Annotated in this window: 1 protein-coding gene; it reads right to left on the bottom strand. The window is 56.5% G+C overall.

The window, feature by feature from the left end; all coding sequences use genetic code 11:
• Positions 1 to 38: 38 nt before the first annotated feature.
• Positions 39 to 14,696 carry a beta strand repeat-containing protein gene (locus tag SV7mr_RS18560; protein ID WP_145275541.1) on the bottom strand — a complete coding sequence of 4,886 codons (14,658 nt, stop codon included), beginning with the start codon at positions 14,694 to 14,696 and terminating at the stop codon, positions 39 to 41.
• Between the last annotated feature and the right edge of the window lie 388 nt (positions 14,697 to 15,084).

Below are 15,084 nucleotides of genomic sequence, written 5' to 3'. Positions count from 1 at the left end.
GGCTTCCCTGAATGTTTGACGAAAGGTTTGTTGGGCGGTTATCGTTGGCGAGCGGAACGCTTCCGCAGCTGGTGCATGCTGGCCATCATCAGTGTGCTACCGGCGGCCGCGACAGGCATGGTCCCTAAACGCTGTGCAACGCTTGGCGTTTGGTGACGCGGCACGCTGGCATGTTCAGGCAGATCATCGTTTGCAGACTCGGCTGGCTGGTGATCGATGTTTTCCGCGTCGATGCTCTTTGCGGCGACCGCTGTCATCTTAGCGGGCACGCGTCGAGAGACTGGGCTGGTTAACTGCAGCGTTCCATTGGCGTTGGCATCATTTCGTTTTCGCTGACCCGCATTGACTCCATCATCAATGACCGGTTCTAGCTCAAACTGTTTTTCAACGGCCGGTTGATCGGCTGCTGCGGGTTGTTGGGATTCTTCGGCTTCCGCTTCGATTGGCTGGCCATCACGAATGATAAATTCCAAGACCAAGCGTTCCGTTTGACCGTCGATCAAATAGATTTTGTATCGGTCATCAGGCAGGCGATCAAACAGTTCTGGCAACTGATTCAGCTGAAATCCAGCTTCGGAATCCGGGTCATCCAGGTTGGGAAGCCGATATTCGCTGCCGTCTTTCATCAATTTGATGTCGCCTTCCTCTCCGAAGCTGACGATTCGCAGCACATAGTATCGCTGTGAGACTTGTTCGGCGGAACCAATCGAGCTGGCGATGATCTGGTTTGACGTCATCGACAGGGTGCGGCGAACCTTCGAGGGAGCCACCAAGACGGGATCACTTGCTGGCTGAGCCAACTGAGTGTTGTCTTCAGGAATTGACAGGAAGAACGGGAGGATCGCCGAATCCACTTCGACAATCACTTCGAAATCATCGAACCGTGGATCATCAAAAACGGAGACGCTGTTTTCTTGCAGGCTAATGGTGCCGGCGGCAAACTGATTGATGGAAACCAGAACGGGAATATCGTCTGAAGGATTGTCTGGATCTGGCGGATTCTGGTAGTCGTGAATGAAGTCAACGCCGCCTGCAGGTGCCGGCATGGTGGACTGAACGACAAAGGCTCGGTCGTCGCCTGGCGGGGCGGAAATCACCGGCGTCATTTCATCGGTGTCGCCTTCGCCCCAGTTGATCAGGACTTCGACATTGGTTGCACCGGAGTCCGCGATCACAACGCTGATGATCGCGTTTCGATCCGAATCAGACAGTGGTTCCCCGGTGAAGGCGGTCCCGGAAAAAGGATCCGCAGCATTGATAAGTTGTCCACTGATGCTTCCTTCGTCGGTGGTTAACACGGCCCCATCATCAATCGTTAGGCCGCCCGCGTTGCCCGCGTCGATGGAAATGTCTCCGTCATCGGTGGTGATGTCGCCACCGGCGCTCAGTGAAATCACCGGTGCGGATAAGGAAATGTCACCCGAAGTCGTCGCCGTGATAGCGCCGGTCAAGCTAATGCTTGTGTCGGAGATCAATTCCGCGTCAGCACTATTGGTCCCGACGCCCGTCACTGTCAATCCATCAGAGTCACGCAGGTAGACGCCGCCGGTCGTGGATGTTGCTGAAATGCTGTCTACGTCGACATCCAGAGGCCCATTGCCAGCCAATCCAACGCCGGCGGACTGGCCAATGTCACCAACAGCAGTCAACGTCACCGTGCCGGTTGTGGACAGGCTAACGGTTGAATTGTCGCTGATCTCGTCGATGGTGCCTGCACTGTTGACCGTGATGATCCCCGTGTCACTGGCCAACGCGAAATTGCCAAGGTCGATGTTGCCGGTGGTGGAGGTCAAACTGATGCTTCCATCAGCCGTGTTCAGGATGCTTTCGCTTCCCAGTGAACCATTGTTAATGGTGATGTCACCGCCAGTGACTTCAATGGTGCTTCCCGCGCCAGCACCTGTCAACTGGTTGCCTGCGGAGACCGTGGCGGTTCCTCCACCGCTTAGTTTCAGGTCACCCGTGGTGGCCGACACATCGGCGCCAACGCTCATGGAGTCGTCGACTGTTAAATCCAATCCGCTAAACGAGCTGGCGCCGCCGCTGAACGAAGCGGTGGACGAGCCGCCGGATCCCGTTAACGTGACCGTGCCAGTGATCGTGCCCGATTGTGTAAAGGCCTGGACGTCAAGATTGCCCGCTGTTGTCATGGTCAGGCCCGTAGCGGTCATTTGACCGGCATCCGCGTTGCTCAGGTTCAGACCGTTGGCGATAGCAGCCGAGCCAAGGCCAATTCCGGTGCCATCAGAATCGTTGAACGTCGTGGATGCCGCTCCCGAGGAAACCGTGCCGGACAGAGAAATTGAGTCCGCAGTGACAACCAACGCGTTATTGCTAGTGTCTAGAGATCCGGTGGCCGCAATGTTGAACTGCCCATCGTTGTCGCCCGCATCCGTGTCTGCATTCACTGTCAACACGCCGCTGACGGTCATGTTGTCGATGATGTTGACGTCGTCGGCAGCGTTCAGGTTCAGTGAACCGAGACCAATGATGTTGCCGTTGGCGGCTTCCAATGTGATCGCATCGGCTGACGTCAAAGTCACCGCACTGGAAAACTGCAACACATCCGATGTTTCCAAGACATCGTTCGCATCGCCGTCCAGTGATAGGCTGCCGGTATCGGTGGTGACGTCGACGAAAACCCAAAGCCCGTTGTCGGCCTGTGCATCGAGCGTGTTGAAGGTGGACGCGTTGTTAGAAAAGAACAATTGACTTCCAGCGTCTAACAGCGTCGTGCCGGCCAAGTTGTCACTTGAGGCGGCCGTGATGTTGTCGACAACGAGATAGTTCGACGTGATGAACTGGACGTCCGTGCCGGTCACGTTCTGCAGTTCGCTGGACGACAGATTGAAACCGTTGACAAAGCTGCTGTCGCCGATCCCCATGCTGGTTCCATCGGAATCCGTAAACACCGTTGTTGCGGTTCCCGAATCCAGTGTGCCGGACAAGTCAATGTCATCCGCCGTGATCAGGAGTTGATTGTCGTTGGTGTCAACTGATCCTGTGCCTGCAACCGTAAACGTCCCCGAGTCGTCTCCCGCGTCGTTGTCCGCAATCACCGTCAACGTTCCCGAGGTGTCCAGCGCGGATTGAACGGTGATACCATCATTGGCGGTCAAATTCAGTGCCCCTGCAGCCGTCATCCCGCCCGTGGTGGCCTGCAACGTCATCGAGCCAGCGCTGTTTAGGCTGGTGCCGGCAACAAAGGTAATGTTGTCGGTTGTGTCCGCTGCATCATCGCTGTCGCCGTTTAGCAATAGGACACCGCTTGAGGTGACAACACTGACGTTGACTTGGATGCCGTCCTCTGCCTGAGCATCCAAGCCAGGGAAGGTCGAAGCATTGTTGGAAAACTGAATGCTGGAACCGCTTTGCAAAGCTGTCGTTCCGGTGATCGAGATCGGCAGCGAAACATTGTCCACCACGATCGCTCCGGTCGACTGAATGTTCAGCCCGTCGGCCGTAAAGGAGGCTAAGTCCACCATGGAAATGTTTAGCCCGTCGGTGACCGCTGTGTCTCCAAAGCCAACACCGTCACCATCGGAATCAATCAGGGACGTCGCGGCCGTCCCACTGGTGACTGCGCCCAGAACATTCAAGTCATTTGCCGTCACCAATAATGCATTGTCGTTCGTGTCGATGGTCGCTGCAGCATCAATAAAGAGGGTGCCGTTGTTGTCGTTCGCATCCTGGTCTGCGTTGATGGTCAACACGCCTGAAGTCGCCAGTGAATCATTCAAATTCACACCGTCGGCGGCATTCAAGTTCAGCGACCCAGCACCTGTCATTCCCCCGGTCGTCGCGGACAGATGCAATGTTCCCGCCGCTTGGACGGTGGTGCCTGAGGCGAACGCGATGTTGTCGTTTGTGTCGGCGGCATTGTCCGAGTCGCCGTCGAAGGTCAAGTCACCGCCGGTGGAAGAAACATCGATTCCCACGTCGATGCCATCGTCGGCATTGACGGTGGCTGAATTGAATGACGACGAAGTTCCCGCGAAGAACACCGTTCCACCGGCCGCCAATTGGATCTCATTGGAGATCGTGCCGGGCTGGCTGATTCCGTTCACGTAAATGTCGCCACTGCTGGTGCCGATAAAGTTGACCGCCGTGATTTGGTCGAGCTCGGCGTCAGAGATGTTCAAGCCATTGATAATGACGGAGCTTCCCAGTCCCAAACCGGTGCCATCAGAGTCTGTCACCGTAACATCAGCGGCACCACTGTTGACCGTGCCGGTAAAGTCAGCATCATTCGCCGTGATGGAAATTGCTTGGCCATTTGAGTCCAGTGATCCGTTGACAGTCACGCTGAACGTTCCAGTGTTGTCGCCCACGTCGGTGTCGGCGTCAATGGTCAGCGCACCGCCGGTGGTGGCCAGTGCGGTGTCCACCGTGACCCCGTCGCTGGCGCTGACCGTCAGCGTGCCAAAGCTTGAACCGTTGTTGATGAATTGGATTTGCGAACTTGTTCCGTTGGCGACCAGGAACGCTGATCCCGTGATGGAGCCAGGCAAGGTTGCGTTGTCCACGGTGATGTCGCCGGAGGTCTGCAGGGTGAAGTCACCGGCAGAGAAGTTCAATAAGTCGGCGGCGGAAAAATTCATCGCACCGGGAACGTTCGTGTCGCCCAGGCTAATCCCATCACCATCCGATTCGACGATCGTTGTGGCGGCGTTTCCGCTATCAACACTGCCGTCGATCGACAGACTGTCGGCGGTGATATTAACGGCTTGGTTCGTCGTTGAAATCGTTGCCCCGGTGTTGATCGTCAGCGTGCCATCGTCATCACCGGGTGAGGAGTCGGCATTGATCGTCAACGTTCCGCTGGCCGAGAGCGAATCGTCAAAGGTCACGCCATCGTCGCCATTGATCGTCAGTGCGCCGGTCGCTGTCATGTCACCGGTGGTTGCGGCCAACGTGATCTCGGCCGCACTCTGTAGCACAACATTGGCTGCAAACAGAATGTTATCGCTGCCGTCGCCAGTGTTGTTGGCGTCTCCATCAAGCGTTAGCCCACCCGTCGTCGTGGTGATGTCCTGGCCCACGGAGATGCCATCGTTGGCTTGTGCGTCCAGTGTTTCAAAGCTGGACGCGGCCGTTGCGAAACTGATGCTGCCGCCAGTCTGGATCGTCACCGTGCCGCTGATCGAACCGGGTTGAACAAAGTTGTTGACCGTGGCGTTGCCGGTGGTTGTCAGGGTCAATCCGGTGGACGTGATTTGGCCAGCGGTGGCGCTGGTTAGATTCAGTCCATTGACGATCGCAGTGTCTCCCAGCCCGATGCCTGTGCCATCGGAGTCGTTGATGGTCGTCAGTGCAGCACCACTGTTGAGCGTGCCCACTAAGACGAGGTCATTGGTGGTGATGTCAGTGGTGTTGTTGCCGCTCGAGACGCCAATGCCAGCGTTGACCTGGAAACTGCCCACTCCGTCCCCGGCATCTGTATCGGCATCAATCGTCAGACCATCAGCGGTCGTGCTCAAGTTTGCCGCCACTGTCACGCCATCGGAGGCATTGATGGCCAGGCTGTTAAAGCTGGAGGCGTTGTTTAGAAAACTGACCGTGGACGTGGCGCCATCAGCGGTCAACGTCATCGCTCCACTGATGGTCACTGGCGGAGAAAAATTGTCGACCTGAATGTTCCCTGCCGTTCCGACGGTCAGCCCATTGGCGGTAAAGTCTTGCAGATCGGTCACCGAAAGATTCAGGCCGCCGGCGATCACCGCATCGCCCAGACCGACACCGTCTCCGTCGCTATCGCGGATGGACGTCGCTGCGGTGCCGCTGGTGACGCTGCCACCGATGCTTAAATCATCCGCCGTGATGTCGATCGTGTTGCTGTTGCTATCGATCGTTTGGCCGGCTGCTAAGGTCAGTGTGCCATCGTCATCGTTTGCATCGGTGTCGGCATCGATGGTCAACGTGCCATTGGTGCTAAGCGAATGGTCGATGTTGATTCCATCGGCAGCCAACAACGTCAGCGCACCGGCTCCGGACAGCCCACCGGTGGAGGCACGCAATGTCATCTCGCCGGCTGATTGCAGTTGAGCACCGGCAATGAACGTCACATTGTCAGTCGCATCGACATCACCATCGGAGTTGCCATCTATCAATAGATCGCCAGTGGTGGTGGTGACATTGGCGTCAACGCTGATTCCATCATCCGCATTGGCAATCAAGCTATTAAAGCTGCTGGCATTGTTGCTGAAGCTGATTGTCGTGCCAGCATCCAGAGTTGTCGTGCCGGCGATGTTGACGGGCTGAGACAGATTGTCGACGATGATTTGTCCACTGGTTTGAAGCGTCAAGCCAGTCGTTGTGAAAGGATCTAAATCCGAATCGCTGATGTTCAGTCCACCGAAGACCGGTGTATCCCCCAATCCGATGCCATCTCCATCACTGTCTGTAATGGTGGTCGACGACGCGCCGCTGCTGATGGTTCCCTGGACGTCCAAGTCATCGATCGTTAAGGCGATCGTATTGTTAGCACTGCTGACGGCGGCACCAGCAGCGATGGTCAGTGTGCCTACGTCATCGCCTGCATCGGTGTCGCTGTTGAAGGTCAAGGCACCACTGCTGGTCAGCGAATCATTGACCGTGATTCCATCCGCAGCGTTCAGCGTTAGGGCGCCGTTGCCAATGATGCCACCGGTGGTTGCATCCAGGGTCATCAACCCCGCGGAGGCAATCTGCACGCCAACTCCGATCAGGATGTTGTCGTTGGTATCAAGTGCATCATCGGCGTCGCCGTCCAGCGAGAGACTGCCGACGGTGGTGGTGACGTTCACATTGGCCGTGATTCCGTCGTCCGCCTGAACGTTCAAGGCGTTAAAACTGGAGGCGGTGGTGATGAAGTTGACCTCTCCGCCCGAGATCACGTTGGTGACGCCGGAGATAGTAATCGGCTGCGACATGCCGTCAATGTCCACGTTGCCAGCGGTCTGCAGCGTTAATCCCGTTGCGGTAAAGTCCTGCAGGTCCGTGACGCTCAGGTTAAGCCCGCCAACAATGACGGCACTACCTAGGCCGATGCCGTCTCCGTCTGAATCGATGATCGTTGTGGAGGCGTTGCCACTCACAATCCCACCCTGAATGTCGACGTCATTGACGGTGATCACAATCGCATGGTCGCTAGATGAAACGTTGACGCCTGGATCCACCGTCAGCGTGCCCACGCTGTCCCCGGCATCGTCGTCTGCGTCAATGGTCAATGTGCCTGTTTCGGTGGTTAGGTCGGCACTTACCGTCACGCCATCATCAGCCTGCACATCGAGTGAGTTAAACGTGCTGGCGGAGGTCACAAAACTGACCGCCGACGCGTCCAGTGTGACCATTCCAGAGATGTTATCGCTGTTGGTTGCACTGATGTTATTGACGACGATCGATCCGCTGGTGATCAGGCTCAGGTTGGTCGCCGACAGGTTTTGTAGTTCGGCCCCCGTCAAGTTCAGGCCGCCCGCAACGGTCGTGCTACCCAAGCCGATCCCGTCTCCGTCACCTTCGGTGATTAAGATGTCGGCGGTGCTGCTGATGGTGGATGTCACGTTCAAGTCATCGGTCTGCAGCGTCAGAGTGCCGGTCGCAGCGAGCTGGTCGGACACTGTGACCGTGCCGTTGGCAATCAGGTCGAGAGCTCCCCCGGTTTGCAGGCCGCTGGTGGTCGCCGCTAACGAAATGTCGGTCGCCGAGTTCAGGGTGACACCACTGGCAAACTGAACATCATCATTGCCATCTGCAGCATTGTTGACGTCGCCATCAATGCTGATCGCTCCGGTGTCTGTGGTCAGGTTCACGTTGACGATCACACCGTCATCTGCCTGCACATCAACCGCGTTAAAGGTGCTCGTGGTACTTAAAAAACTGATGCTGCCACTGGCGTCTAGAGTGACCGTGCCGGCGATATTATCGCTGTTGGCGGCCGTGATGTTGTCAACCGTGATCGATCCACCGGTGATCAGGCTTAGATTCGCAGCAGTGATGTTCTGCAGGTCTGCACCAGAGAAGTTCAACCCACCGACGATCGCTGTGTCGCCAAGGCCGATCCCATTGTTGTTTCCATTGGTGATCGTCAAGGCGCCCGTCACATTCAGAGCATCATCGATGTTCAGGTCGCCGCCAGCATCGAGGAACAGATCACCCGCTGCACTGATGCCACTGGTCCCGGCAAGCGTCAGATCCGTCGTCGCCGTCAGTGTGATCCCGGCGCTGAGCACAACGTCATCATTCCCATCGACCATGGAGTCAGCGTCTCCATCGATCGACAAAGCACCGGTGTCCGTGGTCAAATCACTCGTGATCGTCACTCGATTGTTTGCTTGAATGTCGAGCGCATTGAAGGTGCTGGCGTTGCTGTCAATCAGAATCGAACTAGCCGAATCAAGAATCACAGTCGCGACATTGTTGCTGTTGGCTGCCGTCACGTTATCGACTTCGATCGCACCGGCGCTGTCCAAGTTCAAATTGGCTGCGGTGATCAGTTGCAATTCCGCGCCGCTAATGTTCACTCCGCCAACAATGGTTGCATCACCCAAGCCAATGCCACTGCCGTCGTTGTCGGTGATGGTGACGTCATTCGCACCAGCGTTAATCGCAGCGGAGACGGTCAAGTCATCGGTCGTGATGCTCAGATCGCCGGTCGCCGTGACTGCATCGGAAAGAATGACATCGGTCCCCGCGATCAGGTTGGCGTCCTGAGTGGTGATTCCGCCCGTGGTTGCCGTCAGCGTTAGCGATGTGGCTGCATCGATGGTCACTCCGCTGCCAATTTGCACATCGTCATTGCCGTCTGCCGCATCGTCAGCGTCCCCGTCAATGGTGATTGCCCCGGTGTCAGTCGTCAGATTGACGTCGATCGAGACTCTGTCATCGGCTTGCACATCCAGCGTGTTAAATGTGCTGGCTGTGTTTGCAAAGCTAATGCTGCCGGTGGCGTCAAGAGTCACGGTGCCACTGATGTTGTTGCTGTTGGCAGCGGTGATGTTGTCAACCGTGATCGATCCACCGGTGATCAGGCTTAGATTCGCAGCAGTGATGTTCTGCAGGTCTGCCCCAGAGAAGTTCAACCCACCGACGATCGCTGTGTCGCCAAGGCCGATCCCATTGTTGTTTCCATTGGTGATCGTCAAGGCGCCCGTCACATTCAAAGCATCATCGATGTTCAGGTCGCCGCCAGCATCGAGGAACAGATCACCCGCTGCACTGATGCCACTGGTCCCGGCCAGGGTCAAGTCGGTAGCAGCGGTCAGTGTGATCCCGGCACTGAGCACAACGTCGTCATTCCCATCGACGGCTGAATCCGCATCACCGTCGATCGACAGTGCACCGGTGTCCGTGGTCAAATCACTCGTGATCGTCACTCGATTGTCAGCTTGAATGTCGAGCGCATTGAAGGTACTGGCGTTGCTGTCAATCAGAATCGAACTAGCCGAATCAAGAATCACGGTAGCGACATTGTTGCTGTTGGCTGCCGTCACGTTATCGACTTCGATCGCACCGGCGCTGTCCAAGTTCAAATTGGCTGCGGTGATCAGTTGCAATTCCGCGCCGCTAATGTTCACTCCGCCAACAATGGTTGCATCGCCAAGGCCAATTCCGTCGCCATCGTTATCTGTAATCGTGACGTCGTTGACTCCAGCAGCGATGGCTGCAGAGAGGGTCAGGTCGTTGGTGGTGATGTTCAGATGACCGCCAGCGGTTACCGCGTCCGACAAAACAACGTTCGTGCCAGCAATCAAGTTAGCCGTGCCGGCGGTGCTGATGTCGCCGTTGGTTGCAGCCAGAGACAGCGAAGTGGCAGATTGAAGCGTGACTCCGCTGCCGATTTGGATGTCATCATTCCCGTCGACCGAAGCGTTAGTGTCGCCGTCGATCGTTAGCACGCCAGTGTCCGTGGTGACGTCCTGGTTGATCACCACGCTGTCATCGGCTTGAACATTCAACGAGTTAAATGTGCTCGCTGAGCCGCTTAATCGCACAAAGTCTGCCGAGTCCAAGACAACCGTTGCCACGTTATTGCTATTGGCTGCGGTAATGTTGTCGACTTCGATCTCGCCTGCGCTGATCAACGATAATTCGTCTGCCGTGATCAGTTGTAATTCTGCCGCACTTAGATTCAGTCCATCGGTGACCGCCGTGTCACCGAGTCCAATGCCGTCGCCATCATTGTCGGTGATGGTGACATCGTTGACGCCGGCGTTAAGCACTGCGTTTAACGTCAGATCATCTGATTCCATGGCCAACGTGCCGCCGGCGGTCATGGCATCGGATATCACCAAGTCGGTGCCAGCGGTTAGAGTCGCAGTGCCCACCGTTGCGATTCCACCGGTCGTTGCGGCCACCGTCAGTGAAGTTGCAGCATCAATCGTCACGCCGCTGGCAATTTCAACATCATCCGAGCCGTCGGCTGAATTGTTGGTGTCGCCGTCGATGGTGATCGATCCGGTGTCGCTGGTCAGATTGCCGTTGATCGTGACGCCGTCGTCTGCCTGAATGTCCAAGGCATTAAAGGTGCTGGCCACGGTGTCGATCAGGACCGAACTGCCGGAGTCCAGAATCACAGTGGCGACAAGATTGCTGTTAGCGGCTGTGACGTTGTCGACTTCGATCGTACCGCTGGTTGCCAGGGTAAGGCTGTTCGCGGTGATCAGTTGTAGCTCGGCACCGCTCAGATTGACGCCACCAACGATGGTCGCATCGCCAAGTCCGATGCCCGTGCCATCGGTGTCGGTGATGGTCACACTGTTCGCACCGGCACTGATTGCTGCGGAGAGAGCCAGGTCGTTGGTTGTGATTCCCAGGTCTCCGCCTGCGGTCACCGCATTGGACAAAGTGACATCGGTGCCCGCGTTCAGGTTAGCGGTACCGACTGTGGTGATCCCACCGTTACTGGCCGCCAGGGTCAGCGAGGTTGCCGACTGCAGTGTGACGCCGTCAGCGATCTGAATGTCATCGTTGGTGTCGGCTGCCGCATCGGCGTCTCCATCGATACTGAAGGCACCGGTGTCGGTTGTGACGTTAACATTAAAAGTGACTCGGTCATCCGCTTGAACATTCAAGGCGTTGAACGTACTGGCGGCAGTGTTAAATTCCACGTCAGTGGTGGCATCAAGGACCACGGTGGCAACGTTATTGCTGTTCGCCGCGGTGACATTGTCAACTTCAATTTCGCCGCCCGTGATCAGATTCAGTTCGTCCGCGGTGATCAACTGTAATTCAGCGCCACTGATGTTCAGTCCATCGGTCACACTGGCGTCGCCAAGACCGATGCCGTCTCCATCATTATCGGTGATTGTGACGTCGTTGACACCTGCACCGATGGCAGCCGAAAGGGTCAAGTCGTCGGCGTTGATCGCCAGATTTCCGCCGGCTGTGACAGCGTTGGAAATCACAACGTCTGTGCCTGCGGTCAGCGTGGCGACGCCAGCGGTCGTGATGCCACCGGTCAGGGCTGCCAGAGTGAGCACCGTTGCGGCTTCGACTTTCACGCCATCGGCAATCTGAATGTCATCGTTGGTGTCGGCCGCGTTGTCAGCGTTTCCGTCGATGGACAAAGCGCCAGTGTCAGTGGTGACGTCGACGTTGATCGAAACGCGATCGTCGGCTTTCACGTCCAACGCGTTGAAAATGCTGGCGTTGGTGGCAAAACTGACCGAACCCGTCGCAGACAATTCCAAGTTGGTGACGTTGTTGCTGTTCGCCGCCGTAATGTTATCAACGGTGATCGACGCACCGGTCACCAGTTCCAGATTGGTGACCGTGATGTTTGCTAAGTCGGCGCCAGTCAAGTTTAGGCCGCCAACGATCGCCGTATCGCCCAGGCCGATCCCATTGCCACTGTCGTCGGTGATCGTCAGGTCACCGGTGACGGCCAAAGCGTCGCTAATGGTCAGGGTTCCGCCAGCGGTCAAGTTCAGGGCGCCGGCGGCTGTGATGCCATCGGTTCCGGCCAGCGTAAGATCCGTTTGTGCATCCAGGGTCACACCAGCGGCGATTAGAACATCGTCGAACGTATCTGTGCTCGTGTTCGCATCGCCATCGATCGCCAGTGCACCGGTGTCGGTGGTGATGTTGGTGTTGATTGTCACCCGATCATCTGCTTGCACGTCCAGGGCATTGAAGGTGCTGGAGTCGCCAGAAAAGGTGACGGTGTCAGCGTCAATGGTCACGGTGCCCGCAACGTTATTGCTGTTTGCAGCCGAAAGGCCGTCCACGGTGACAGCACCTGTGGTTTGCAGTGTCAGTCCCGTTGAATCGATGTTTTGCAGTTCTGCGCCAGAGAGGTTTAGGGCATCGGTGACCGCCGTGTCACCGAATCCAATGCCGCCACCATCACTGTCGATCAGACTTGTCGCTGCGTTTCCTGAATCGATGTCACCTGCGATTGCAACGTCACCGGCTGTAATTTCCAACGCGTTATTATTGGTCCGCAGATCATCACTGGCGGTGATCGTGAAGGTGCCTGTGCCGTCGTTATCCGTGTCGGCATCCATCGTGATGGCTGCGGTCGCGATCAAGTCCCGATCCAAGGTGATGCCGCCAGTCGCGTACATTTCGATGTTGCTGGTCGTCAGGGCATTGATCGTCGTGTCTGAGTTAACCAGAATCGACGCAGCGGTAAGCGTCGTGGCGCCGGTGCCGTTGTTGTTTGTTCCCGCAGACGTCGCCCGGCCAAAGACCAGCGTGCCAGAGGTTGACAGATTGTTGATCTCAGTAGCGCTGATCGCACTCGAGCTGAGCGTTAATTGTGAGCTGTTTGACGTGGTGATGTAGATGTCGCCAGCGCCGGCGGCCATGGTCGCGTCTAAGTCAAAGCTGGCTCCGATCAGAGTGATGTCACCACCGTTCGAACTGACGGACACGGCGGCGAAGTTCACTTCACCTGACCCGTCATTCGAACCGCTGTGTGGTGAATCAGCTTCGAAGATGAGGTTGTTCGCACCGGAGGCGCTGGTGAGATTGGCGTTGATCAGAATGTCTTCGCCAGCTTGAAAAGCAAGCGTGTTGCCCGAGTTCGTCAGGTCAATGTCGCTGCTGATGGTGATGTTGTTGGTCGCTTGGAATGTGATGTTGGCGTTGGTGGTTTCGAATGCCGAGGGCTGAATGGCGGAGTCGGTGGCCCCGCCCTCAGCAAACAAGACCTGTTGATCGGCAAGCTGACCATTCTCCGTTCCGCTGCCATCGTCGATCACGATGTTTGTCGGGTCCAACAGTAACGTGCCGGTCTCTCCGTTAGCTGCGGACAGATCGGCATTGCCGGCAAATGTCAACGTGCCTTTGCCGCTGACTTCCACGTCGCCGCCGTCACCGGCGAGTTGACCACCGCGGGACTCGATGGTGCCGTAGAACTTGGTCCAATCGTCGGCCCAAACAATCACTTGCCCGCCGTCGCCGGTTTCGATTGCATCGGCGCGCAGCAGCACTTGGCTGCCAACGTAGGTGCGCTGTGCGTTATCGATGGTGGGGTTTGATCCTTGGAAACCACCGCCAACATAGATCGCGCCACCGCCAAAAGTTCCCGAAGCATCAAGTGTGGCCTGGTCCAGAAGCCCAACGTTTTGACCCAGAATCTTGATTTGTTGTTGCCCGTTGCTGGCTGCCGAGTCGTCGGAAACATCAATCAATGCTCTGACGATTGTGGTGCCATCAAGGCCGCTGTCTACGGTCACGTTTCCACCGGCAGCTGAGATCGTTCCCGCGATTTCGAGGGATTGTCCCGCGATGGAAAGGTTTCCACCGGCGTTGCTGAGTTGAAACTCGCTGGTGCTGGTAACGCTGGAGGTTCCCACCAGTTCCAGGCTGGCTTGATTGCCCTGAATCTCACCGTTCAGCAACAGGTCGCCTGCATGCACAGCGAAGCTTGTTTCGCCAACATCGGATTGCCCGGTCAATGAAACCACGTCGTTGTCGTCGCCGGTCAAGGACCACGTGTTGCCATCGGACAGGTCAAGCTGATGGATCGTGATCTGATCACCGCTGTTGTCGCCGGTCGAATGTGAGCTGATGTGAACGTTCGCTGTGTCGTCACGAAAACGCAGCGCGAACGTTTCACCATCCATGTCCTGAACATTCACTAAGTGCATGCCAGCGGCAAGGTCGCTGCCTAGTGTGATCTGATTGCCGCTTTGGTGAATCTCTACCGAAGCATCATCTGTGAGCAGCTGATTGCTGATCGAGTCCAGGTTCAAATAGTCGAGTTGCTGGAGACTGTCGACGCCGACCAAGTCCAGTTGCCCCGATTCGGCAGTTTCAATGGAGTGGATGATGGACTGCAAATGTTGCAGATCATGCTGAGACTCGGTCAGCGCCAAACTGTCGTTGCCCGAGGCACCATCAATTTCAATTTGCAGGCCATCAATCGGGCCGTCGACCCACTGAACTGTAATCTGATCGTTGTCTTGAGAGCCCTGAATCGAGAGAGTGTCGATTTCGCCGATGGCATACGAGGCCTGGTGGTTGCCATTGACGGAGACGTTGACTTGATCTTGAGAAATGTCAACTTTGATGGAATCGTCTTGTCCATCGTTGGCCGCATCACCGGTGTCAACAACGACTGCACTGGTCACTGCACCGCCGTTGAGCACGCGGCGGGTTTCCAAGCGAGTCAGACCAAGTTCGGCCCAGAGTTCACGGCGCCGTTGCTGATCGCGACGCTTACGACGCGAGTTTGCAGAAATTCGGCGAGCCCATTCGGTGATTTTCATGATTCAATCCCGACCCAACGCAGATGCAAAATTTGTCTAACCTGCATAAGTCTATCCATAAAATCCGGTTATGATCGAAACAATGCGGTCCAAAACGGACAATGATCGCTCGACAAACCAGTCGCTGACGGTGATGCGTCAGCACGACGTTGCAACGGCACCAAATTTGACACTCGATTGTGGTCCCACTCGATCGAGGTCCAGCGGTCGACCACTGGGGACGGCAACTGGGGGATGTCTCGCGTGGACACAGTCACGGGGCATCCAATGCACCTTTGACGCGTCAATAACCTGGGGCGTTCTGGAACGATGCGACGTAGGGATGGAAAAGCAGATGATCTGGTCAAGCTTACCTTTGCTTCGCTGCAAAAGCCTTGATAACTGTGCC

This window comes from Stieleria bergensis (assembly GCA_007745635.1).
Classification (GTDB): Bacteria; Planctomycetota; Planctomycetia; order Pirellulales; family Pirellulaceae; genus Stieleria; species Stieleria bergensis.
The sequence above is the reverse complement of the archived record's forward strand: the minus strand, read 5'-3'. Positions and strand labels throughout refer to the sequence as shown.

Excerpts from the sequence above, each read along its gene's own strand:
- SV7mr_RS18560 (WP_145275541.1), bottom strand. The coding sequence starts at position 14,696 with ATGAAAATCACCGAATGGGCTCGCCGAATTTCTGCAAACTCGCGTCGT.